The organism is Paenibacillus sp. strain BS8-2 (genome assembly GCF_054483835.1).
Genome location: NZ_CM137010.1, coordinates 5382707 through 5408030, shown reverse-complemented (window position 1 = coordinate 5408030; position 25324 = coordinate 5382707). Strand labels below are relative to the sequence as shown.

Genomic DNA, 25324 nt, shown 5'->3' with positions numbered 1-25324 from the left:
GGGCTGCATGTGACGCCATCCGTGCTTGTCGATCCTCGGGAGGCGTATCAGGATGAATCTGCAATTGCCGGTTAATGAGCAGCTTAACGAAATCGTCCGACTTCAGGAAAGCAGATTGGCGGATGTGCTGATCGAAATAAAAGCGGAAGCAGCTTCGGGCAAGAAGCTGCGGGTGCAAGGTCAGGAGTTGGGCAGGTTGGTACTCATGCTGCCATTATACTGTCAACAAAGCTCCAGCTATTATCGGGACAAGGATCTGCTTTCGGTAATGGAGGATTTAGGTGATGCATTGCTAGGCATACAGCTTCCGAGCGGAAATGTTTCCTTATATAACTGTAATATCGACTCGCCTCCGGATACGGCGTTCACCTCTCATCTAGTAGGAACGTTATTGCAATTGGCGTTAAGAGATGCAGGGCCTGAAGCCGCGAAGGTTACCAGTAGTCTGACTACGTTTATGGAGAGAGCGATTCCTGCACTGCTGACAGGCGGTATTCATACCCCTAATCATCGCTGGGTCATGGCAGCCGCTCTTGCCAAGCTGGAGGAGCTGTTCGGCGGCAATGAATATCGGGAGCGTGCCTTCCAATTCCTTAATGAAGGTCTGGATATTACCGAATATGGCGAGTGGACGGAGAGAAGCAATTCGATCTATAACGCGATTTGCTCGTACTATCTGTATACAGTTGGATCTGTATTCGACCATAAACCATCCATGGAGGCGGCTAGTCTTACGCTGCATATGATGCGCTACATGATGCATCCAGGCGATACGATCGCGACCGAATATTCCGGCAGGCAGGACTTGGGAGCCGTCGCTTATATGGATGATCGTTATTATGTGGCTTACTATTTGCTCGCATCATACGATCAGGACTCAGATTTGGCGGGGATGGCGCAGATGGCAGAACGGACTGCGCCAAGAGGTTCGTTAGCCTTATTGCATTGGATGCTCGAGCCGGAGCGGATGAAGCTGCCACATGTCATCGCCCAGCCGAATGAGAACTATACGATTTTGTTTGGAGAAAACAATCAGGTTCGTGTGCCGAACAAGGTTCCTTATCTGGGTCCGCTCGTGAAGCATCCTCATGGTGCAGCAGTCCTGCGTCATCGCAGGGATAAGCTCAGCATTACGGTAATGGCCGGTCAGCCGGAGTGTATGTACCTGCAATATGGGAATGCCCGAATTTGCGGGATTAAGCTAGGAGTCGGATGGTTCGGAATCGGCGCAGCGGCTTTTCCAGGCATTACGAAACTAAATGAAGAACGTTATCGGATGGAAATCGAATTAGAGGGCTGTTATTTCGGACCGCTTGCGGATGAGCATACGAAACATGCGAACGGCAGTTATGTAGATTTCCCTAACCACCTTCGCGAGAAGACAAGTGTGGTGAAGATGAAAGCGGCCATTGAAGTAACGCTGCTTGATGATGGTATGGATGTGAGAGTCATTTCGAATGAAGCCAACGGGCTTTATTTGCAAGCTGTATGTATGTTCGATGAGAACGGGTCGCTCAGCGGAGACGGATTGGAGAGGACGGGACCGGCTACAAGTCGTTTATCCTACGGAAATGCCCTGTACACGAACGGCAATGACTGCATTCGAATTGAAGGGGGAGCGCATGAGCATGATGAGCTCTTGATGCGTAACGATACGCTTCATCCTAGCGCGATTCATATGATGATGAATTGGAGCACGCCTACTGACAAGGTGCTTTCATTCCGCTGCTTCACCTCGAACCATGACTAAGGTTATGGATCGCCTTACGGTTCAATACCCGGAGTTGACGAGCTGCCAAGCCGATATACATCAGGCTGTTGAGCTATTGATATCCGCGTATCAGAACGGTGGCAAGCTGCTGCTTTGCGGGAACGGGGGGAGCGCGGCAGATTGCGAGCATATTGTAGGCGAGCTGATGAAGGGCTTTCTGTATAGAAGAGAAATCCCAGGCGAGAAGCGTGATGCGCTTCTCGCTGCATTCCCGGATGAGGGGGCATATTTGGCCCAGCATCTTCAAGGCGCGCTCCCCGCCATCTCGCTTGTCAGTCATTCAGCCCTCATAAGCGCATATGCCAATGATGTGGACGCGGACATGATTTTTGCCCAGCAGGTGTATGGGTATGGTCAGCCTGGCGACGTTCTACTGGTATTAAGCACATCCGGGAATTCTCGCAATGCCATCCGCGCCATGCAGGTTGCACGGACATTCGGACTTGGAACGATTGCATTAACGGGTCGAACAGGCGGTGAGTTACTAGATTTGGCCGATGTTACGATCCGTGTGCCTTATGACAATACGATAGACATTCAAGAGAGACATCTTCCGATCTATCATGCCATTTGTACATTACTGGAGGAGGCTTTCTTCGCCAATGAGCTGCTTAGCGGGTATTGATATCGGAGGTACGAAGTGTGCCGTTAGCTTGGGACAGATCAAGGAGGATACATTAGTCGTCCTTGAGAAGCGGCAGTTCACAACACCTCGAGGCGTCGAACCAACGATTACCGGATTAATGGACGAATTGGCCGGCTTGTTAGCAGATTATCAAACAGAGAGACCGGCCGCCATAGGTATCAGCTGTGGCGGACCACTAGATAGTAGACGGGGCTTGCTCTTGTCTCCTCCGAATCTTCCAGGCTTTGATCGGGTAGATATCGTAACACCGTTTCGTGAGCGATATGGAGTTCCGGTTAAGCTGCAGAACGATGCCAATTCGGGCGCGCTGGCCGAATGGAAGTGGGGGGCAGGACGTGGGACGCGCAACATGGTGTTTTTAACCTTCGGGACGGGAATGGGAGCAGGACTTATTCTGAACGGACAATTATATACAGGGACCAACGACATGGCTGGAGAAATTGGACATATCACCATGGGAGAATTCGGACCGGCAGGCTACGGGAAGGTCGGCTCCTTCGAGGGGTTCTGCAGCGGCAGCGGGATCGCCCAGCTTGCACAAACTCATGCGCTGGCAGCCCTCCAATCAGGCAGACAACTTTCCTTTTGTGGCAGCTATGAGGAAATGAATGGAATGACGGCCGAAAAGGTAGGGATGGCCGCTCTGCATGGAGACGCGGATGCGATGGCCATTATTCGAATGGCTGGAAGACAGCTAGGCAGGGGCTTGTCCTTTATCGTAGACATTCTGAACCCCGAGAAAATCATTATAGGCAGTATCTATCATCGGCAGCGGAGTCTGCTTGAGCCCGAGGTCATGGATGTGTTAAAGCGCGAAGCCTTGGCGCATTCCTTGTCTGTATGTACAATTGTACCTTCGCAGTTGGGCGAACAAGTTGGCGATTATGCCAGTCTTACCGTTGCTTATATGGAATTAACGGAAAGGATGTCGTCAGAATGAGAGTTGGCGTTATCGGTATTGGCGTGATCGGTAAACGGCATATCAACAACCTGATCAACATAGAAGGTGTCAAGATAACGGCGGTATGCGGACGAGATGAAGAAAAAACAAAGGCAATTGCCCGCGAATTTGAAGCACAGCCTTTTACAGACTACCAAGAGCTCTTTGATCAAACCGAGCTGGATGCGGTGTTTATTTGCACGCCGCCAGGTGTACGGACGGGACCTATAGCGGAAGCGGCAGCTAGGGGCATTCCTTGCTTTATTGAGAAACCTCCTGCTAAGACGATGCAAGAAGCCGAGGAGATCGAGATGCTCCTTCGTAATAGCGGCATTATCCATTCTGTAGGCTTTATGTACCGTTACGCTGGTGCTGTGTGCAAGGCAAGAGAGCTTGTCGAGGCTTCGGGCGGTCCCGTTCCGATTGTTCGAAGCATCCATGTATGTGGTGCCGGATTGCTGCATGCTACGACGCCAAGGTGGCTATATAACAAGTCGCTGTCTGGCGGTCCGATCTTCGATCAGGCGATTCACTTGCTGGATGCTTCTCGTTACGTATCGGGCTCCAGCGGTGGAACAGTGAGCGGCATCCATGCTTTTGGCAGCAACGTGCAACGGCCTAAGAGCGATTTCTTCACAGTCGAAGAAAATTTTATCGTGAATCTGGCTTATTCATCGGGAACGATCCATACACACACCCATTCTTGGGGGATCGCGGAGTCGCAAGTAAAAATCGAGCTGCTGTCGGACGACTACCGGTTACTTGTTGACCTTACTACATTAGGGAGCAGGCTGCACGGCACGTACAAGGGGCAAGAGATCTCGTTCCATGATGCGGATGAGAATATGTATGCGGAGGAAGTGTCCGTATTTGTAGATGCGGTCAGGACAGGTGATCCTTCTGCAATTCGTTCCTCCTATGCCGATGCAGCCGTATCACTAGGGTTAGTCATTAAGGCGAGCGAATCCGCGGATTCACAGATTGTGATATAAAATACGTATTGGAATAATGGAGGAACGTGATTGATGCATCCTGTAGAGGTTCAACGACTTCGAGTGGAATATGTTGATCGCCCGTTAGGTATAGATATCGCACGGCCAAGACTGGGCTGGATCCTTCATGCAGAAGGCAGGCGTGGAGTGGAACAATCGGCTTATCAGATTCTCGCAGCAAGCTCTACAGATTTGCTTGCTGAGCATATAGGGGATTTGTGGGATACGGGAAAAATCGTGTCGGATGAATCACAGCAAATTACGTATGCGGGAACGAAGCTTGTATCCGGGCAGCGGGTGTACTGGAAGGTACGTGTATGGGACGAAGCGGACATCGCTGGTTCATGGAGCGAAATCTCGAGCTGGTCGATGGGCTTATTAAGCCGCGATGAGTGGGGGGGCTGCTGGATTGGTTTGAAGAGCGGTCTTCGACCCACAAGAGAAAAACCTAATCCTGTTGTCTATTTGAGACGGAGCGTGGAAGCGGGAAACCGAGTACGCCGCGCGGTGGTCTATTCTACAGCCCTTGGTGTATATCGGTTATACGTGAACGGGGTTAAAGCGGGCAAGGCATTATTCGCACCAGAATGGACCGATTATCATGTTCGTACGCAATATCAGACATACGACATTACCTCCATGTTGCAGGAAGGGACGAATACGTTGTCTGTCATGCTGGGACATGGCTGGTACACGGGGTATCTCGGCATGTACGGCTTCCAGAAGTACGGCATGGAGCCATCCTTCTTCCTGCAAGGTATGATCGAGTACGAGGATGGAACCATTCAGAGGGTAAGCAGCGACGAGAGCTGGCTGGCTTCGTTCGGTCCGATCACGTCCTCGGATCTGCAGATGGGAGAAACGTATGATGCAAGACTTGAGATGCCGGGCTGGCAAGGAGCTGAGTTTGATGCCGAAGGTTGGCAGTCCGTTCACCGGATGTATGATTACAGGGGCAGCCTCGTCTCACAATTGGTCCCGCCGGTAGCGGTTACGCGTGAACATCCTATATCCTCGATCAGGTCGTTGCCAGACGGCAAGCTGCTAGTGGATGTCGGTCAGAACCTGACAGGCTGGCTGCGCTTCTCTGTGCAAGAGGAGCGAGACACAACCATCACGCTTCGTTATGGAGAAGCATTAGATGCGGAAGGGCGCTTATACACGGAAAATCTCAGATTAGCGATGCAGATGGATGTCTTCATCAGTAATGGAGGAGAGTGTCGGACATATGAGTCCACATTTACATGCCACGGTTTTCAATACGTAGAAATTAGCGGGTTGACCGCACCGATCACGGTCGAACAAATCCAATGTATCGTCGTCCATTCCGACCTTCCGGAGAGTGGCATGCTTCGAACATCGGATCCACTGGTGAATAAACTCATTCACAATATCCGCTGGTCGCAACGAAACAATTATATGAGCGTCCCTACGGATTGTCCGCAACGAGACGAGAGGCATGGCTGGACCGGGGATGCGCAAATTTTTGCCCGAACTGCCGCATATAACATGGATATTTCGTCATTTATGTCGAAGTGGATGACCGATTTGTCTGATGGTCAGCAGCCCACTGGCGCCTACAGCGATTTTGCGCCTTTTGTGTTCGGTCCCAAGACGGCATACAACAATGATTTTACGTACACGCATATTGGTTCGGCAGGCTGGGCGGATGCGCCGCTGCTCATTGGCTGGATGCTATATGAGATTTATGGCGATCAAGACATATTGCATAAACATTATGCGTCCATGAAGCGCTGGATGGATTATAATGAACGACTGTACCCGCGGGGCATTCGGAGAGATGCACCGCAATATGGAGATTGGCTCTCCGTTCAGGAGCGGCCTTTCGAGGAGCTGAAGTCTGAATTCGACTGGTTGGTGTCCAACCTCTCTACCACGCCGTACGATGTGTTCTCTACGATGTATTGGGCGTACGACACGCTGCTGATGACATGTATTGCCGGGGTATTAGGACATCAGGAGGACGAGGTGTATTACCAACAACTGCATCGTAGAGTGCTTGATGCATTCGGTGAGGAATTTGTTTCGCCTGATGGCCTTATCAAAGGTGATACACAGACGGTATATGCGATGGCACTCGATTTCGGGCTCCTTGAGGATCCAGTAATTCGTCAAGCGGCAATCACGCGGCTTGTTGAGAAAATCAAGTCGAATGGCAGAATGGCGACGACCGGATTTCATGGTACCCGTTCATTGATGAGGGCGTTGTCCGATAACGGTTATGAGGAACTCGCCTTTGAACTATTGCTGCGCAAGGAATATCCATCTTGGCTGTACTCCGTTATCCAAGGCGCTTCGACCATCTGGGAGCGCTGGGACGGCTGGACGGTGGAGAAGGGCTTCCAGCGGGCGGGCATGAATTCGTTATGCCACTATGCGTTCGGTTCTGTCGGCGAGTGGTTGTATGAACATGTAGGAGGCATAAGTCGCGAACCAGATTCGAAGGGATTCCGTACTGCGCGTATCCGACCAAGGCCGCTCGGCGGGCTGCATCATGCCGATGCGGAATATGACAGCCTGTATGGTATGATCAGCAGCTCGTGGAAATTAGAGGGAGAGCAATTCGAATTAGAGGTGCGTATTCCGCCGAATTCGCAGGCCTACATTCATATCCCTGCCGCGCCTAATACATCTATATTCGAGGGAGATGTACTGGCGGCGGATGCAGAAGGGATTCGCGAAGTTGGTAGAGGCGACGGCGATACGGCCGTATTGTTGGTTAGCTCCGGCAGATATGTGTTCCGCTCCCGGATAAGGGTGTAGCCTAAAAAAGCGTGATCAGTTTATCTGATTCACGCTTTTTTTACGGCTTTCATTACCTTCAATTCCATAAACTCAAGAATGAAGTTAATATGAGAATACCTTAATATTGGTCGAGGTTAGACTTTATAACAATATCTTATGTAAAGGAAAGGACAGATTCGACACCATGACCCAGCTGAACAAACTACTCGTCCCTATGCTTATTTTTACGCTAGTCTTTGGCCTCTTTGCCGGCCCGATTGGTACCGTCTCTGCGGCTAAGCCGCTAGCGATTGCTAAAGAAGAAAAAAAGCTTGTCCCGAAGAAGCCCACTAAAGGCAACAAAATCGAAATCCCGGAGTATCGTTCCGAAAATGCCAAACACTTTATGCTCGATGATGGAACCTTCGAAATGCAGGTATCGAAGGAAAGCATACATTACCAGGATCGTAAAACCAAACAATGGCTAGATATTGACAATACCATTGTCTCCTCAGATAAAAAAGGCTTTGCATACAAAACGTTTATGGTCTGTCGTACGCAACCCGTGCATGAAAGTTTACTTTCACAGAAAACAAACATGGTTACCCCCACCGCAACCCCGTCATGAAAGGGGGGCTAGCTCGGTGCATTTCTTCCTATACTGGATGATACGACGATTGGAAACAAACACGGAGTATTTTTTGGTGGTGCAACCCCGTACAGAAAACGGTGAGTCTGCGTTCTGCGCACAACCCCATGCCGACTTCAGCTTTTTCAGCTGAAACATCGCGGACAGAAAAATGGAGTTTTCGAACGCATACACCAATCGTCCAAACATTCTATTGGAGGAGATTAGAATGGAAACCCTAGTTCCCCGTTGTGCTGGACTCGATGTCCACCGTGAAACGATTGTCGCTTGCATCTTGACAGGCGAGGCAGACGAAGCGCCGCAGGTACAAACACGTACGTTTCCGACCATGACTCGCAACTTGTTTGACTTGATGAAGTGGTTGGAGGAGGAAGGTGTAACGCACATTGCGATGGAGAGCACCGGCATCTATTGGAAGCCGGTCTACAACATCATGGAGGGCTACTTCGACATTACACTTGCCAATGCTCAGCGTATCAAAAATGTCCCTGGACGCAAGACCGACGTGAACGATGCAGAATGGATCGCCAAGCTCCTGCGTGTCGGGCTGATCGAAAAAAGCTTCGTTCCCTCCGAGGATATTCGAGAGCTGCGGGACTTGACACGCTTGCGCAAAAAAACGGGTCGCTAACCTCTCCGCTGAGAAGAACCGCATCCAAAAGGTGCTGGAGACCTCTAACATCAAGCTAGGAACCGTCATTTCGGATGTATTCGGTGTATCCGGCCGAAACCTATTGGAGCGCCTCGTGGAGCAAGGCTATGTCGATGCGAATGACATCGAGCAGCGGGTTCGAGGAAACGTTAAAAACAACGTGTCCCGCGTGGCCGAATCGCTATATGGCACCTTGAACACCCATCAAATCATGATGATTCGCAATTGCTGGGAGCACATCACGTTTCTAGAGCAGTCCATTGCGAATCTGGATCAGGAAATAGCGGCTCATTTGGTGCCTTACCAAGAAGCGCAAGTGCTGATCCAAACCGTGCCGGGTGTCAGCGCGATTACGGCTGCTGCCGTCATTGCAGAAATTGGGGTGGACATGGACCAATTCCCGACGGCCGAGCAAGTGACCTCTTGGGCAGGCGTCGCACCGGGCAACCATGAGAGTGCAGGTAAAAAAAAAGTACGCGAACGCGAAAGGGAAATCCTCATATAAAAACGGCGTTATGCGAAGCCGCTTGGGCGGCGGCAAAGTCTAGAAAAAGCCCGCTCGCAATCGGATTTTGGAAAATGGCTGCTCGACGTGGACATAAAAAGGCGATTATTGCACTGGCCCGCAAGCTGCTCACGATCATCTATACGATCTTGAAGACGAAAACCCCTTATATTGAGGGCGGGCCGCAAACGAATCAATCTGTAGCTTAACAGTGTAACCAAACCTTGAACATTTCATACCCTCGGACATAAATAATGATGTCCCGGGCATCCTGTTGCCATTTTTAAGCATCTGTTCATGAAGATGCATCATTTCAAGGCAAATTCGTCGCATGAGCGGTATGTCGTGCGTAAAACTCTTTCACAGAAAAACAAAGCAAATAAGTTTGACGTAAACTTCTCCAATAAAATCAATGAAGGAACGAACGTATCCTTCGAAATTGATGACTCTTCTATCTCCTTTAAACCACATCAAAGCAACAGTAACAACGAGAAAAACAATGGTAAGACCGCCCCCGCCGTCTTAGCTAATGTGGCGGCAAGCGTCGAAGCGCAAAAAGTATCCTACAAGGATGCGTTTCCGAATACAGAGATTAATTACACAGTCGGTGCTAATAAGCTGAAGGAAGATATCGTTCTATCGTCGGTCGATGCGCCAACGTCCTATTCCTTCCTGCTGGACCTTACCAATCTGAAGTATGAAGCACAAAAGGATGGCTCTATTAAATTCACGCACGCAGATTCTGGTGAATTCGCTTTTATATTCTCGAAGCCCTATATGTTCGAGGATGGCGAGCAGCCGGATATTTCCGAAGCTGTCACGCAAACCATTCGCCAAGAAGGCGATCAACTGATTCTCGACATTGTAGCGGATGCGGAATGGATCCAGGATCCGGAGCGTAAATTTCCGATTACAATTGATCCAACCATTGAAACGGATCTTCATTTCTTTAAGGACACCTATGTAAGCAGTTCCAATCCAACAACCAAAACCTACTATTTGGACACACATGTATATGCAGGAACAAATACAACTCATGGACAAATGGAGGGGTATGTCGTCTTCCCTCTGCCTGCTTTGCCTGAAGGAGCACGAATTGTTACAGACGTTCCTGCGAATCCTTCTACAATTGAGCTCTATAATTTCAAAGGAACAAGTAATACGACCGTTGATGTCTATCCCATCACGTCTTGGTGGGCTGAGAACAATGTAACATGGAACACGAAGCCTCAAAAAGGCACGAAAACGACTTCTGCCCTTGTAGCAGGTTCCGGATGGAAGACGTTCGACATTACGCCGCTAATTGCGGACTGGTATTCAGGCAAGACGCCAAATAACGGCGTGGCATTCGCAGCAAACCCTACATCCGCACCTGAAGTCGGATTTACGTCCAGCAATCATACGGTCAAAGAATATCATCCCAAGCTCAACATTTATTATACAGTTGATCCGGATGGCACAAGCGATTTCTGGACGTATACGGATGACGAAGTCATGCCATTTAAAGGCAACTTGAATTTCACGACAGTCGATGTCGAAACGGACGGGCGCGGGTATGGCGCAGCGGTATCCCGGACTTACAATAGCCGTCAGTGGACGGCAAACGGTGTATTCGGGTCCGGTAGGCTATCCAATCTCGACATGCGGCTTTGGGATCTGTCTGGCTCCGTCGTCTTCCTGGACGAATCGGGCAATCGATATCACTTCATGCACAACAATAACGATACGTACACGCCTGTAGCAGGGGTTTATTTGTCCCTGAATCGCGCATCACCAGGTCGAATCAGGTAACGGAGGTGCTACTATTTGAGACTCATCGGAAGTCACAGAGAAGAAGAAATTCGCAAGCAACTAACTGTATCCAATCAACATCTTTTTTCTAGTGAAGAACGAAAGAAATTACTCCAAACTATTCTATTTAATTTTCCTGAATTGACAACAGCCTATATTGTCGACTGGATCCCAGAGCAGGAAGAGGATATATTCTTTGTCCTAATAAATAGTGATGTAATTGCTGAGGTTGAACTCCATCGAATTAATAAGGATGAAGAAGCCTTAGTAAAAACTCACTCAGTAAAAGATTATTTGAAGTTATCACCTAAGAGCAGAAAGCTAATTGTATTGGTCGCATTAGATTTAGTAAAAAATAATTAAGTTATTTGGGCCCGACGGTTTTAAGCTGTTCGGGTCCACTTTGAGTCTGTAAAATATTCTGTGTAGTGCGGCCGGGCAAGGTCGCACTACACAAAATACTTGACAGACCCAAACAATTTAAAAATGGGGATGTTAGGAATTTTCATTTCATCAGTGTTTCGTTTGAAGAGGCTCCTCTCATCCAATTCTTAATACTAGATGAAAAGAGATTGAAGATTCAATCTGTATGGCAAATATTTGAATCAACAATCACTTTTAATGTTGTAGAGATTATTCGAATAAGTGATGAATTCATTAACAAACTTCAAGACGATATCTCTTTTATGTACGGTATTAACATTGAAGATTATTTAGAGGATAGATAATTTTACTGATCAAAGTATGTTTGAAAATGCGAGATTAAGGTACAGTCGCTGAATTGGTGACTGTACCATTTTTTAAAATCTAAACGGGCTCCCGCGCCATTCGGATGACCAATCCGTCCGGGTGGGAGAGTATCACTAGAACAGATGAAAAAGTACTATTTTATGGAAACAAATCCTTCTCAGCTGTTGGGTATATCAAAACGGAAAACGTCAGCTCATCGGCTGTCATTCTGGTGCATGCCTATGACGCATCGGGTAATTGGCTCGGTCAAGTTGCTTTTCCATCCGTTACCGGTACAAAGGACTGGACTCGCATTACAGCGGTTGTGAACAGTTCTGCGCCTGGATATCCTGTGTTGACATCCCATTGGCATAAATCGAAATGATCTGGCTCTCCATGCCGGAGACGTCGTTCTGATGCTACTTGACGATTTGCGGTTCAAAGTCGCCTTCGCGATCACGAGGCGTTCGAACCTTGATGTCACCCATCTCCGTCATTACCATCTTGGCAGGCATTTTGCTGTTGCGGCTGTTGCTCGTTTTCTTATTCTTTGTATCAAGAGGTTTGGATTAATCTTTAAGGTATATCATAGTCTTTTTATTTGGATTGTTTGCGATATTGACCAGGAGGCAGACCAGAATAAGCTTTAAATTGTTGATTGAAAAAGCTTAAGTCATCGAACCCGACCTCTTGTGCGATTTGTGATATTTTATCCTGGGATTCGGCAAGCCTGTCTTGTGCCGCCTTAATCCGAATTTCATTCCGATATTCGATAAAGGTATGACCTTGATATTCTTTGAATTTGGCTGAGAAGGCGGATTGGCTCATGCCGCACATCCGGCTGACCTGCATAAGACTGAGCGGCTGATTGTAGTGCTGCGCGATGTAATCGGCGATACGACGTATCCTAAGCTCATCCGAATCGGCGGCAAGCATCGGCTCCCGTGTTATATGTTCATAGCAGCGGCTCAGGAAAACCAAGATTTCGATCAGCTTTGTTTTACACAAAATATGATATCCCAATTTTTTTTCTTTGTATTCTAGCATCAGTCGATTGATTTGGGATTTCATTTCGATTTGCTCGCCGCTTTGGAGCTTGAGATGGCTCTGGAATCGGACCGAGTTTCGTAGAAAAGGCTCCACGTAATAGAACTGAATGAATGGCTCGACGACGCCTAGCAGCTCCAGCTCCGCCTTGAGTAGCGAGGGCTGAAATAAGAGGTTATACACGAGCAGTGAAGAATCAGAAGGACAGCGATAGCTGTGGATCTGATCAGGCTCAATGATAAACACGTCGCCTTCTCCAATCGCATGCTCCGTGCCATTGTAGCTATGGTAGCCCTTACCTTCGGCAATGTAGGCCATTTCCACAAAATCGTGGTAATGAGGCTCAATGAGCTCGGAGGGTTGAATGCGATAGGCGACAGCATGGAATGGGAAATCATCGCTATCCAGAAACTGAGCAGCTTCTAATCTCAACATCGGGTTTCCTCCTTTTCTATCATTGTACCGCATTGGATAGAGAGGAAATAGAACGAAAATAGTTTCATTCGCATAAAAAAGAGGCCGATCTCTAATCGATCGAGCCTCTGTTTGCTGACTGGCAGTAGAGCAAGGAAGAGTGGAGCCGATTAGACGGATGCAAGGAGCGGGAACGTGCCGCCAATTATTGGGCCATCCTTCTCTAAGCCGTGCCCGTCCGTTACGAGATGAGCTTTGCCGTTAAAGGTGGTTCCGTCAGGCATATAAATAATGGCAAGGACGCGGCGAGGCTTATCCGTCTTGTTCGCATGCGCATAGTGGAAGGTCAGTCCGTTATGGAAGGTGCAGCTGCCTGCCTTGAGTGGGACTTTGACAGGACGGGTTGTTGCAACCGCCGTACCTTTGACATATTCGTAAATATCCTGAGGATCTGTCAGATTAATAGGATCCAGCTTGCCGATCTTATGCGACCCCGGCACGAACATCATGCAGCCATTCTCCTCGTCTACGTCATCAAGTGGAATCCAGACCGACAAAGCGCCGCTTTCATTCATCGGCCAATAAGGGAAGTCCTGATGCCAAGGCGTTTCTTTGGAGTCATTCGGCATCTTCCACAACCCGTGATCATGGAAGAGGCGTATGCCGCTGGCTCCGCTTAGCTCCAGCGCCAGCTGGGCTAGCTTCTTATGTGCAGAATAACGAGCCACGCCAAGATGATCTCTCCATACATTGACCTTTTGATTCAGCACGCGATAGTAGCCGCTATCCTTCTTTGAGGTCGCTTTCGAATGTCCATCCTCAGCAGACATAGCCTCTGTCAAATAGCTTGTCAATTCGCTTACTTCTTCGGAGGTCAGCACGTTATCAAATTGAACAAAACCATGTTCTGCATAAAAATCCTTTTTGAACTGGGTCATCGCGTTCATAAGGTGATCGTCCTTTCTAATCCCAAAGTGGTTTGTTGCTTTGTTGCTTATGTGTTCATTTTATTAAATGCAAGCGCTTTTTTCTTGGTTGATCTTACGAACAAAGTGGTGGATTTTACAAGAAAATGGCTGGCAAGGATGGCATGCTAAGGACCTGACCCAACTAAAAAGAAACGCCTTGTTCCCAATTGGAAACAAAGCGCTAACTGAAACTATATGGTGTTGATCGCGGTGCTTTGACTCGCTTGCTGGATCCACTGAAGGGCTCGGTCGCGTCCCCAATTACAAACCTCCCACAAATCGGCAAGGGGCTGGCGAGTATAGGGGAGCGTGTGCATATATCCTGGCGGACCATACTCTGGTGTGAAGGTAAATACAGATGCTCCGGCGTGGCTTCTATGCGCATAAATCTGCTTCCACCATGCCTCATGGGCTTGAACATCAGCCGCATATTCGGGTGCCCTTGGATCCGGTACTTGCGGTCCGTGCACAAAGCCGACTCGGCCGTGTACATGGAGCGTGCGGGACAAGGCTAGTTCTACATCCTCGGCATAATGCGAGAGATGGGATTCTGTCACGCATACCCAGTGACTGAAATCGGCGCTTAGCTTCAATTCGGGGTATGCCCGCAGAAGCTTGGCGGTCGTCCAAGGCGTGAACATACACCTGCTGCGATGAGTCTCATGAGCAACGGGAAGCCCCACGCTGCTTTCGGATTCCAATACCTGTTCGAACAATCGCAATTGTTCTTGCTCCTCCATACTGTCTCGGCCTGTATGGCAGTTGACGAGCAGGGGACCATATTCGGCTGCCCGTGAGAGACGTTCATGGAAGGAAAACGCATGAGGGGCTGCTTCATGGTTGCCTTCTGTTATCATTTGTGCAATGTAGTGTAGTTGATATTGATCAATCAGTTTGCGAAATTCGCTAGGAGAAACGGAGAGCGGGATCGGACCTTCTACGGCGTTATATCCTTGTTGCGCGATAGCTTCAACTTTTTCTTCCAAGGTGCCGCTCATTCCCCAGAGCGCTTTGCCCATGATCGTTTCCATTCGAGGACCCTCCATCAATAGGATGATTATTTAATTGATTTCTAGTACCGTTCGTATTCAAGATCCATGGTGGCGAAACCGCAGAACTCCGGAAAGCTGTTAACCGCGCTCGTGATTTCTTCTTGCGAATATCCCATTTTTTTGAGATGAAGCTCTTTGGCCCGCTCGGCAACAGAGGCTGCGGTTACAAAGTCATCGATTTGCTCGAACAATTTGGCGCTCCACTTTTTGCCAAAGTTCACATGCAGCCGCTCATCGGCGATATCATATTCGGACTGTAAGGCGGACAAATGATCGCCGAAGCCCTTAAAGGCATCAATCGATTTACGTTTCTTGATAAAAGAGCAGGGCTCCATAACCATCGTTAAGGCCGAATAAAATTCAGGGAACGTTCGCTCTAAATTGTCAGGTGTGAGCGCGCTGGAGGGATGCCAAGAAAAATCTTCGGTCCGATAGCCCATCTGCAGGAGGCGACGAACCCCCATTTGGCTGTGCCGGGCTTCATCCCAGGTGTGACGAGCGATGTCATAATAAAAGTCCATCGGCATTTTTTGAACGCCGTAGTACAAATAAGTCAGGCTTTCTGTTGCGGACATCTCGCTGGCATTAATGAACACCATGTGCTTGACGCTGTCATACGTCGGTGAGCTTGGATCAAACATCGCGCTTTTGTACTTGTTCAAGTCTACGTGAGGATATTTGATGTCATGGGCAGGTACTGCCGGAACGGGACCTTGCGGCGGATACTTCAGTCTGTCCGTCCATTCTTCGATATCTTGGTTGACGAACAGATTGTTCCACAATTGATCGATATAACGAGTCCAGCTCGTGAAGCGGGCTCGATTGTCCGGTTGATCCGAATACGCAAATCTAACGTGCGCATCTCCCCAAGCGCATAACACATGATGATCCGTTTCGATAAACCGAAGCACATCATGAGTCGGCGCGTCCAGAATCGGATCAAGCGCATCTGCCAGGCGATGGTAGTGGGCATAAAGTTTGGTTACCAAACTGCGATAAGCAGCCGCGAATTCAGCGAAAGCCGGCGCGAGTGCGGCACTATCGAATACTTCGGATATCCGCTCAGGCGTCCAGGAACGATCGTTAATAGAACCGCCAGGAAGCTCCGCAATTCGGGTTTCCAGTCTCTTCATATGTTCGGTATGAAGGTATCCCATACGAACAAGCTCGCCCTTCCAATCCCAGCTTGGCGCACCGGATACCCATCCGAAGCACATACGCGACAGCTCAAATTCGATCCAAAAACATTCCTTTAGCATATTGGCCGCATCGACAGGACGAACGAGAGAGCCGGTGGGGTTGTTCTCATTATCCAAAAATTGAAGGTCATTCACATCTACGATAATTTTCTTATCTATTGACAAGTCAACCACCTCATTTGATTGTGATATCTTTACTGTAAAGGAAGTGGAGTGGAAACGCTTGCTTGCTATTCTACGATGATTGGAGAATCCTCTACAATGTGATGGATGTCCAATCCGTTTGATAGATACGTTCAGGAACGCAATTGAGTACGGAAGTGGCTTGGCGTAAAGCCCGTTATCTCCTTAAAACAACGGCTGAAATGCGCTGAATCCCTGAAGCCAAGCGTGATGGCGATAGAGGTCATAGGTTCATCGCTTTCATGTAATAACGTTTTGGCTCGATTGATTCGCTGCAGCATCTGATACTGATGCGGAGAATAGTCGGTATGCTGCTTGAACAGCTTGTGCAGATAGGATCGTGATAGATGAAACCGCGTGGCCATATCCTCCGTGGATAATGGTTCGGCGAGATGATTGGAGATATAATCGGCTACTTTATTCATGAGAAGCTGATGCGGCATAGAGAGTGGAGGGAGCAGTGAGGCTTGTCGCGACTTTCGGTCCAGCAGTACAAATAGTTCAATAAGACGAGCACGAACCAAATATTCGAAGTGAGGTTTTTTCTGTTCGAGCTCCCTCTCTAATGTCCGCAACAAATACAAGACGGCCTCGGCTTCTTCCCGAATGCCAAGCAGCAGCTGAATCGATTCTGTCTTGTGGTTAGGGAACCAAGTCGCAATCGTGTCATGTATCATCGGTGCTTGATCGGCCAGCGTCGCTAGATAGTTCTCATCGATGATCAGAATGACACGCAAAAATTCGGATGTTTGTGTCGTTTGGATAAGGTGGTATGCCTGAGGGCGAATAATGGTCAGCTTGCCGGGAACAAACTCGTATTCGGTATTCTCGACACGCGCTACACCGACGGAGGAAAGGGAGAAATGAAATTCATAGCCGTTATGGGCATGCATGGACTCCATTTTCTCTATTTCTCGTTTGGTTTGGCAGACGACTGGGAAGTCGGATAACGATTGATTGAAGTTCACGTCGATAAATCGATTAAGCTCGTTACTCATCTTCGGCAGCCCCCCGCATGAATCCTGTTCATTTAAACCTAGATAATCAAACTTACTCCACTTCCATCTGCTTGACCGTTTCTCCCTTGATCAAGACAGGCTGATAATAGTTGTTAGCAGGCAAATCACGTTTGCCTTGTAAAGTTTTGATGATCCAATCGGCTGCGTCGCTGCCCATCTGCTCTTGTGGATGCGTCAAGGTTGTGAGCTGGATATTCGCGTTCTGAGCCATGTACGAATTGTCTTGCCCAATGATGGAGAGCTCGTCCGGAATCGAGATACCAAGCCTCTTGCAGGCATGCACCGCTTCAAGCCCCACCTCGTCGTTGTAGCAGACCAGCGCTGTTATTCCATCCCGATTATCGGTCAGGAATTGTGCTAGGTTTGCGGATAGCGCCGGCTTGGTCGCTGTATCGAAGGAGAGGACATGTTCGGGTTCAAACCGAAGCTTGGCTTCCCCTAACGCCTTAATATATCCTTTCATACGATATTTGCCTTGCAAATCATCCATCTTGGCAATGAGGCCAATTCCTGTGTGACCTTTGGCGATGAGCTCTTGGGTCGCTAGATAGCTGGACTTGACGTCATCCAGACAGAAGAAAGGCACATCCAGCTCTTCGTAATAAGCATTAATCATGACGAACGGAACCTCTTGCTCCTTAAACGACAGGTAATAAGCGATATTGGGATTATAAACATTGCTTCTGGTTGGTTCGACGATCAGTCCATCCACGCCATAAGACAACATCATCTCCAGCGCTTTTTTTTCTTGCGCGATATCGTTATTGGTGCTTGCGAGCAGCAAGGAATAATTATCTTCATTTAAACGTCTTTCGATGCCGCGAATAATGGAAGGAAAGATGTAATCGGAGATATAGGTCGTAATGACGCCGATGATTCTGGGGGTGGCATGGCCTCCCGATCTAGAACGGTATTGACTGCTGACATACGTCCCCGAACCTTTTTCGCTGCGCAGAAAACCTTCGTTCGACAACTCCAGAATTGCCTTGCGAACGGTCTGCCTGCTGACGCCATAGTCCTCCTGCAAAGCGGATTCCGTAGGGATTTGTTCTCCGGCCTTATAGGCTCCTGAGAGAATATCGCTTTTGATCTCATCTATGATGACCTGATACTTTGGTTTCACATGGTTCACTTCTTTCATCATAATCCATAAAGTTGTACGTACATATAATAGCATGTACATGGCGTAATGGGAATGATAGGAGGGCATATCGACGCTTATGACGGTATAACTAATTAAAATTATTGACAGATGTACGTACAAAAAATATACTTAGGCTGTCTGAACAGGTAAGCGTCTTCTTTCGGCTTTTTCAGTTAGGCCAGCTTGGAAGAGGTAACATACGGATTGGCAACGGATTAGGTTTATGACCGCGAATAAAGATGGGAGTGAAGTAACCATGAGTCAAGCGAACATAAAGGAAGCGATCAGCAAGGGTGAGACATCACTCGGCATCGAGCTTGGATCGACGAGGATCAAAGCGGTGTTGATTAATCGGCGGTTCGAGACCATCGCGTCCGGCAGCTACGAGTGGGAAAATAAATTGAAGGATGGGTATTGGACCTATGACCAGGAAGAAATCCTCTCGGGACTTCAGGTCGCTTATCGCGAGCTGAAACAAGATGTGGAACAAACGTATGGCGTTGCGCTCCGATCTGTAGGTTCGATCGGTTTCTCCGCCATGATGCACGGTTATCTGGCTTTCGATCGGGACGGACAGCTGCTAGTGCCATTCCGGACATGGCGCAACTCGACAACCGGTCAAGCCGCAAGAGAGCTTACGGACTTATTCCAATTTAATATCCCCGAGCGCTGGAGTATCGCGCATTTGTATCAAGCGATCTTGAATGAGGAGCAACATGTCCCGCAATTGGATTTTGTCACAACATTATCAGGTTATATCCACTATCTGATGACCGGTCGCAAAGCGATCGGTATCGGGGATGCATCCGGGATGTTCCCGATTAATGAGGCAACACATCAGTACCATCAGTCCATGGTGAATCAATTTAATCAACGGATCGCGGATAGAAATTATCCATGGAGTCTCGAAGAGCTGCTGCCCGAGGTGTGTGTTGCCGGCGAGGATGCAGGTCGGTTGACGGAGGCCGGCGCGCTCATCCTCGACCCTGCAGGAGATCTGCAGGCTGGTATTCCAATTTGCCCGCCAGAGGGTGATGCCGGAACGGGTATGGTAGCAACCAACAGCGTGAAGAAGCGGACGGGCAACATTTCTGTCGGGACATCCGTATTCGCCATGATCGTGCTTGAGAAGGAGCTGTCGCAGGTTTATCCGGAGATCGATATGGTGACAACGCCGGATGGAAGTCCCGTCGGCATGGCGCATGCCAACAATTGCTCCAGCGATCTCAACGCCTGGATCGGATTGTTCCGTGAGTTCTCCGAAGCTATGGGCTATGGCGTAGATTCCGGAAAATTGTTCAGCGTATTATTCAACAAAGCGCTTGAGGCGGATCCGGACGGCGGAGGACTGCTCAGCTATGGATATCTTTCCGGCGAGAATTTAACTGGAATGGAGCAAGGCCGGCCGCTGTTCGTTCGATCGCCGGAGAGCCGATTTAATCTGGCTAATTTCATGCGGACACATCTCTTTGCGGCATTTGGCGCGATGAAGCTCGGTATGGACATCCTTACTGAAAAGGAGGATGTAGCGATCGATAGCATTCTGGCGCATGGCGGTCTGTTCAAGACTCCGATCGTGGGGCAGAAAATCGTAGCCGCCGCGTTGAATGTTCCGATATCGGTTATGTCCACGGCCGGCGAAGGCGGGGCATGGGGCATGGCGCTGCTGGCTTCCTTCTTGATCAACAAGGAGCAAGGCGAGAGCTTGGATCGTTTCCTCAGCCAAAAGGTGTTCCACGCGATCGAAGGATCGGAGATTTCGCCAGATCCAGCCGACGTCAAGGGCTTTGAAGTCTTTATGGAACGTTACAAGGCTGGGATCGCGATTGAGCAGGCTGCTGTTGATCATCTGCTAGAGAACGGGAGGCGTTAATGTTGTTGGAGCAACTGAAAGAAGAGGTTTATGAAGCGAATCTGGATTTGCCCAAGCACGGTCTCGTTAAATTTACCTGGGGCAATGCCAGCGCGATCGATCGAGAAAGCGGACTGTTCGTCATTAAGCCAAGCGGCGTCAGCTACGAGAAGATGAAGCCAAGCGACATGGTCGTGGTTGATCTGGACGGACGCGTGGTGGAAGGACATATGAGACCTTCCTCCGATACGGCGACGCATGCAGTGTTATACAAACATTATCCGCAAATCGGCGGTATCGTGCATACTCACTCTACATGGGCGACCATCTGGGCGCAAGCGGGGCTGGATGTGCCGGTAATGGGAACGACGCATGCGGATACCTTCTACGGTTCAGTGCCTTGCGCACGTTTCTTGAATCAAGCTGAGGTCGATCGTGGTTACGAGGCGGAGACGGGGCATGTCATTATCGAAACGTTCGAGAATCGAGGACTGGATGTGATGGCGATCCCGGCCGTGCTGCTTCAGGGACATGCGCCCTTCACCTGGGGGAAAGACGTGCAATCAGCGGTCGTGAACAGTGTTGTGCTGGAGGAAGTATGCAAGATGAACTTATACGCGCGTCAACTCAATCATTTTGCCAAAGAGCTGCCGCAAGGAATATTGGATAAACATTATCTGAGAAAACACGGAAGAGACGCTTATTACGGCCAAAAATAAAGTAATGTTTTGCTCTTACACAAAAAAAGAATAGAAGAGGATGAATATCATGACAATTACAGCAGCCAAACAGTTCTGGTTCGTCGTTGGTTCGCAACATCTATATGGAGAAGAAGCGCTGGCTGAAGTAAAGGCCCATGCGCAAACGATGACCGATGCGCTCAATAACAGCGGCTTGCTGCCTTATCCGCTTGTGTTGCAGGATCTGGCCGTTAGCCCGGACAAAATTACCAGCATCATGAAGGAAGTCAACTATCGCGACGAGGTAGCTGGCGTGATTACATGGATGCATACGTTCTCTCCTGCTAAGATGTGGATTCGCGGCACGAAATTGCTGCAGAAGCCGCTGCTCCACTTGGCAACACAATACAATGAAAGCATCCCGTGGGCTACAATCGACATGGACTTCATGAACTTGAACCAAGCTGCGCACGGCGACCGCGAATACGGCTTTATTAATGCACGATTGAAGAAACAAAATAAAATCGTCGTTGGGTACTGGGAACGTCCGGAAGTGCAACGTCAATTAGCAGATTGGATGGACGTTGCCGTTGCCTACAACGAAAGCTTTGCCATTAAAGTGGCTCGTTTCGGTGACAACATGCGCAATGTAGGCGTAACGGATGGAGATAAGGTCGAAGCGCAAATTCAATTCGGCTGGACTGTGGACTATTATGGGATCGGCGATCTCGTACAATACGTAAACGCCGTCAGCGAGCAGGAAGTTAACGACATGATGGGACAATATGCCGAGCTATATGAGTTCGATTATGGAACGAACAGCAAGGAAGCGTGGGAAGCAAGCGTACGCGTACAAGCAGGTTATGAAATAGCAATCAAACGGTTCCTGGACGAGAAGGGCTATAATGCGTTCACGACGAACTTCGAAGACTTGCACGGCATGAAGCAGCTTCCTGGTCTAGCCGTTCAACGCCTAATGGCGCAAGGCTACGGTTTTGCAGGCGAAGGGGACTGGAAGACTGCAGCGCTGGATCGGCTAATGAAGGTCATGAGCCGCAATCAGAATACGGGCTTTATGGAGGATTACACGTACGAGATGGCATCAGGTCAAGAAGCTATCTTGCAATCACATATGCTTGAGGTGGATCCGTCCTTGGCGAGCAATCAGCCCAAAATTATCGTTTCGCCGCTCGGAATCGGCGACCGCGAAGACCCTGCGCGTCTCGTATTCGACGGCAAAGCAGGCGATGGTGTAGTCGTATCGATGGCCGACTTCGGAACCCATTACAAGCTGCTCATCAACGAGGTCGTAGCGTTCGAGCCTTCCGTTCCGGCTCCTAACCTGCCAGTTGCTCGTGTATTATGGACGGTCAAGCCGAACTTCCAAGATGGCGTGAAAGCCTGGATCGAGAACGGCGGCGGTCATCATACCGTTGTATCCTTGAATTTGACAACAGACCAAATCGTAACCTATGCTAAGCTTGTCGATTTGGATTATGTCGTCATTAAATAAACCATTCATGGACCTCATCTGCGGTTAGGATGGTTGAAGGAGCGTGGAGCATATAGGTAAGCTTGTATTTTTTCTGGGCGGAGCAGGAGCTGGGAAGACGACTCTAGCGAAAGCGCTGGCAAGAAGAAGTCATGCGGCTTTATTGGATATGGATACGCTGCTAAGGCCTGCTGCCGAGATGATCATGAAGCTATCCGGATTAGACCCGAACGACCGAGACTCTGCCATGTACAAGTCCAGGTGCCGGGATCTCGGTTATCGGTTGACGATGGACGCGGCAATGGAGAACATTGAGCTTGGAACGGATGTATATGTGATCGGTCCGTTCACCCAAGAGACGGCGAATCCGTTCTGGCTTGAAGATGAACTATCGCGGATAGGTGCTTCATCCAGCAATGTGGAAGTTAAGGTTATTATTGTGACGCTCCCTCACAATACGAAGTACCGGGATCGGATTGAGCAGAGGGGATCGGCACTCGACGCTTGGAAGCTCGAACATTGGGATACCTTCAGCAAATCGCTCCAGCCTCGTGACGTACAATGGCCCATTCCGAAATCATCGATTCTCTATTTCGATAATGCTGGGGAATTGTCGGCGGATAAGTTGACTCTGGTGGAACAATTTATTGCACAGGAAGCCCCCAATGATTAGCATGAACGATTGAATTCAAGCATGAACAGGAAGCTTCTCTGAAAGATCGCATATGCAGCGATCCGACAGTGGAGCTTCTTTTTTATTGGAAAATCGAACAATATTAACAAAGCTGTAACAATTTTAACCAGCTTCCATCCTTCAAACATTATAATGTCAGGTATAATGAACTAAAAAAATGGATCATTTTGCCTGTTTTTAGTCTCGGCAGATGAGTCGAAAGTCTTTTGGAGGAGCATAACTATGCATAAAGCTGGCAATCCTGTGACACGAGCATTGAATTGGACCATTCGCAAGAAGCTGTTATTGTTCTGCATGTGTTTGCTGTTGATACCGAACCTCATACTCTCCATCGATAGTTATTCCGTTGCGAAAGAAGAGTCGGACACGTTAATTCGCAAAAATCTAGAAAACAGTGTCGAGTTAATGATTCAAAACATGGCCATATACAATGAGATGGTCGTTGATGGGCAGCTAACGCTGGAGGAAGCGCAAGAAGACATAAAAGACGCCATGTTAGGAAGTAAAGCGGCAGATGGAACGAGACCTATCAACAAGGCAATCGATCTTGGGGCGAACGGTTATTACTACGTCATTAGCGCAACAGGAGATTTGATCGCACATCCAAGACTGGAAGGACAGAATATTTGGGACAGTAAAACATCCGATGGCTACTATTATATACAGGATGTAATCAAACAGGGGTTAACGGGCGGTGGATTTACTTATTATGATTGGCCGCTCCCGAACAGTGATAAAGAAGCGCTCAAAATAACCTATGCAATGCAATTGCCGGAATGGGAGTGGATCGTGGTTGCGGGATCCTATTATCGCGACTATGACGAGGGGCAGTCACGCATGCTGTATTCCATGTTGACGACTCTTGTCATTTGTATAGTTGCCGGCGCGATTGGCGTGTGGCTATTCTCTAATCATATATCGAAGCCGATCAAACGCATTGCGGTCGTGGCGCGTCGCGTGGCGGCAGGCGATCTATCCGCGGATGAACTTGTGGTTAGAAACAGAGATGAGATTGGGGAGCTGGCAAGCGACTTCAATATCATGAGCAGCAACATAAACGGATTAGTAAGGCAAGTCGTGCACAATGCCGAGCATGTTTCGACGGCTTCACATGCGCTGCAGTCGTCCATTGATGAGACGACGCAGGCGTCCAAACAAATCGCGGAATCCACGCAAAACATTACTACGGGGATTGAGATGCAAGCTGTCAGTACGCATCAAAGCTCGAATGCAATGGAAAATATGGCGCGCGGAATCGGACAGATTGCGGAAACCTCTTCGATGGCGCATGAATCATCGCTTCGCTCCAAGCATGATGCCGAGCAAGGGTTTGCCGTTATTCAGGGATCCATCCAGAAGATGGAGACCGTCCAAGGTTCGATGCAGGAATTATCAGCAGTGATGGAAACATTAAACGATCGTTCTGCGCAGATTGGAAGTATTGTAACCACGATCGCGGAGATCGCATCCCAGACCGGCTTATTATCGCTTAATGCATCTATCGAAGCTGCGCGTGCAGGCGAACACGGAAGGGGGTTCGCGGTTGTTGCCCTCGAGGTCAAGAAGTTGGCTGAGCTGTCCCGCGTTTCTTCCACGCAGATACAGGAGTTGATCCAGCAAGTCCAATCCGATATTGCAGTAGCAGCAGTATCAACAGATACAGGGTTGCTTGAAGTCCGGGAAGGGATGGACGCTGTCTCGGATAGCGGACGCACCTTTGCCCATATCGTAGAGGCATCGCAACAAATCGTGGAGCAAATTCAGGAGGTCTCTGCCGCCGCAGAGGAGATGTCGGCAAGCACGGAGCAAATTTATGCCTCGCTGCAAGAGCTGGAGCGGGTGGCAGGAAGGTCGGCGGCAAGCTCGGAGACGATATCGGCGGCAACAGAGGAGCAGATCGCCACGATGGAGGAGATTGCTCATTCTTCGAAATCGCTGAACGAAATGGCTGTAGAGCTTAGAATTGCTGCACATCGGTTCCGAATTAGAGATTAATATAAGTGGTACAGGAAGGCATCCTACACAGAGGGGGAGCGAGAGAATCTATCATTTCTCTCGACTCCCTTCTCCTGCGTTACGATCAATACGGAGCACCAAATACATCACTAAGCTTCCAGAACATAACAGTATTCTTATATGATTTTGCACAAATCTTATATT

At 48.9% G+C, this 25324-nt stretch carries 20 protein-coding genes and 2 pseudogenes; 15 read left to right on the top strand and 7 right to left on the bottom strand.

All coding sequences use genetic code 11. The features are described 5' to 3' along the window. The first annotated feature begins 52 nt into the window (after positions 1 to 52). The 10 genes and pseudogenes from ACX1C1_RS23655 (at position 53) to ACX1C1_RS23610 (ending at position 11419) form a co-directional block, all read left to right on the top strand. A complete protein-coding gene (locus ACX1C1_RS23655; RefSeq protein WP_458954566.1) occupies positions 53 to 1750 on the top strand; it encodes a hypothetical protein in 1698 nt (565 codons plus the stop codon). A gap of 4 nt (positions 1751 to 1754) precedes the next feature. Next, positions 1755 to 2396, top strand: a complete 642-nt coding sequence (locus ACX1C1_RS23650; protein WP_458954565.1) for a D-sedoheptulose-7-phosphate isomerase — start codon at positions 1755 to 1757, stop codon at positions 2394 to 2396. Beyond that, on the top strand, positions 2374 to 3357 hold the full coding sequence (locus ACX1C1_RS23645; protein ID WP_458954564.1) for an ROK family protein: 984 nt from the start codon (positions 2374 to 2376) through the stop codon (positions 3355 to 3357). The genes ACX1C1_RS23650 and ACX1C1_RS23645 overlap by 23 nt, the downstream gene beginning before the upstream one ends. Continuing rightward, entirely contained in the window at positions 3354 to 4349 is a 996-nt protein-coding gene (locus tag ACX1C1_RS23640) for a Gfo/Idh/MocA family protein (protein ID WP_458954563.1), read from the top strand. Before ACX1C1_RS23645 ends, ACX1C1_RS23640 begins: the two co-directional genes overlap by 4 nt. Positions 4350 to 4382: 33 nt before the next feature. Next, positions 4383 to 7133 (top strand): alpha-L-rhamnosidase, encoded by a 2751-nt coding sequence (locus ACX1C1_RS23635; RefSeq protein ID WP_458957787.1) that lies wholly within the window; start codon positions 4383 to 4385, stop codon positions 7131 to 7133. Positions 7134 to 7299: 166 nt separating this feature from the next. Further along, positions 7300 to 7722 carry a hypothetical protein gene (locus ACX1C1_RS23630; protein ID WP_458954562.1) on the top strand — a complete coding sequence of 141 codons (423 nt, stop codon included), beginning with the start codon at positions 7300 to 7302 and terminating at the stop codon, positions 7720 to 7722. A 229-nt stretch (positions 7723 to 7951) separates the two neighbouring features. After that, a pseudogene (locus ACX1C1_RS23625) lies at positions 7952 to 9109 on the top strand (IS110 family RNA-guided transposase). Between the two features lie 136 nt (positions 9110 to 9245). Beyond that, on the top strand, positions 9246 to 10691 hold the full coding sequence (locus ACX1C1_RS23620; RefSeq protein WP_458954561.1) for a DNRLRE domain-containing protein: 1446 nt from the start codon (positions 9246 to 9248) through the stop codon (positions 10689 to 10691). 15 nt (positions 10692 to 10706) lie between these two features. Then, positions 10707 to 11054 (top strand): hypothetical protein, encoded by a 348-nt coding sequence (locus tag ACX1C1_RS23615; protein WP_458954560.1) that lies wholly within the window; start codon positions 10707 to 10709, stop codon positions 11052 to 11054. A gap of 65 nt (positions 11055 to 11119) precedes the next feature. Continuing rightward, positions 11120 to 11419 carry a DUF7878 domain-containing protein gene (locus tag ACX1C1_RS23610; RefSeq protein ID WP_458954559.1) on the top strand — a complete coding sequence of 100 codons (300 nt, stop codon included), beginning with the start codon at positions 11120 to 11122 and terminating at the stop codon, positions 11417 to 11419. 420 nt (positions 11420 to 11839) lie between these two features. Here ACX1C1_RS23610 and ACX1C1_RS23605 read toward each other — a convergent pair. The 7 genes and pseudogenes from ACX1C1_RS23605 to ACX1C1_RS23575 form a co-directional block, all read right to left on the bottom strand. Then, positions 11840 to 11956, bottom strand: a pseudogene (locus ACX1C1_RS23605) (transposase); the annotation flags it as partial. Positions 11957 to 12017: 61 nt separating this feature from the next. Next, positions 12018 to 12902: a helix-turn-helix domain-containing protein gene (locus tag ACX1C1_RS23600; protein ID WP_458954558.1), complete on the bottom strand. Its 885-nt coding sequence runs from the start codon at positions 12900 to 12902 to the stop codon at positions 12018 to 12020. A 149-nt stretch (positions 12903 to 13051) separates the two neighbouring features. Next, positions 13052 to 13828, bottom strand: coding sequence for a phytanoyl-CoA dioxygenase family protein (locus tag ACX1C1_RS23595; protein WP_458954557.1), 777 nt, complete (start codon positions 13826 to 13828; stop codon positions 13052 to 13054). Positions 13829 to 14040: 212 nt separating this feature from the next. Beyond that, positions 14041 to 14880, bottom strand: coding sequence for a sugar phosphate isomerase/epimerase family protein (locus tag ACX1C1_RS23590; protein WP_458954556.1), 840 nt, complete (start codon positions 14878 to 14880; stop codon positions 14041 to 14043). 41 nt (positions 14881 to 14921) lie between these two features. Beyond that, positions 14922 to 16265, bottom strand: a complete 1344-nt coding sequence (locus tag ACX1C1_RS23585; RefSeq protein WP_458954555.1) for a DUF455 family protein — start codon at positions 16263 to 16265, stop codon at positions 14922 to 14924. A gap of 131 nt (positions 16266 to 16396) precedes the next feature. Next, complete coding sequence (locus ACX1C1_RS23580; RefSeq protein WP_458954554.1) at positions 16397 to 17281, bottom strand: helix-turn-helix domain-containing protein; 885 nt, start codon at positions 17279 to 17281, stop codon at positions 16397 to 16399. 52 nt (positions 17282 to 17333) lie between these two features. After that, positions 17334 to 18425 (bottom strand): substrate-binding domain-containing protein, encoded by a 1092-nt coding sequence (locus ACX1C1_RS23575; protein WP_458954553.1) that lies wholly within the window; start codon positions 18423 to 18425, stop codon positions 17334 to 17336. Between the two features lie 277 nt (positions 18426 to 18702). On the opposite strand from ACX1C1_RS23575, the gene ACX1C1_RS23570 reads away from it, so the two are divergent. The 5 genes from ACX1C1_RS23570 to ACX1C1_RS23550 all read left to right on the top strand — a co-directional run bounded on the left by ACX1C1_RS23570 (position 18703) and on the right by ACX1C1_RS23550 (position 25159). Beyond that, positions 18703 to 20319 (top strand): xylulokinase, encoded by a 1617-nt coding sequence (locus ACX1C1_RS23570; RefSeq protein WP_458954552.1) that lies wholly within the window; start codon positions 18703 to 18705, stop codon positions 20317 to 20319. A 2-nt stretch (positions 20320 to 20321) separates the two neighbouring features. Further along, complete coding sequence (locus tag ACX1C1_RS23565) at positions 20322 to 21017, top strand: L-ribulose-5-phosphate 4-epimerase (protein WP_458957786.1); 696 nt, start codon at positions 20322 to 20324, stop codon at positions 21015 to 21017. A 49-nt stretch (positions 21018 to 21066) separates the two neighbouring features. Next, positions 21067 to 22491, top strand: coding sequence for an L-arabinose isomerase (araA, locus tag ACX1C1_RS23560; RefSeq protein WP_458954551.1), 1425 nt, complete (start codon positions 21067 to 21069; stop codon positions 22489 to 22491). A gap of 52 nt (positions 22492 to 22543) precedes the next feature. After that, positions 22544 to 23143 carry an AAA family ATPase gene (locus tag ACX1C1_RS23555; RefSeq protein WP_458957785.1) on the top strand — a complete coding sequence of 200 codons (600 nt, stop codon included), beginning with the start codon at positions 22544 to 22546 and terminating at the stop codon, positions 23141 to 23143. Between the two features lie 243 nt (positions 23144 to 23386). Next, on the top strand, positions 23387 to 25159 hold the full coding sequence (locus ACX1C1_RS23550; RefSeq protein WP_458954550.1) for a methyl-accepting chemotaxis protein: 1773 nt from the start codon (positions 23387 to 23389) through the stop codon (positions 25157 to 25159). Positions 25160 to 25324 lie beyond the last annotated feature (165 nt).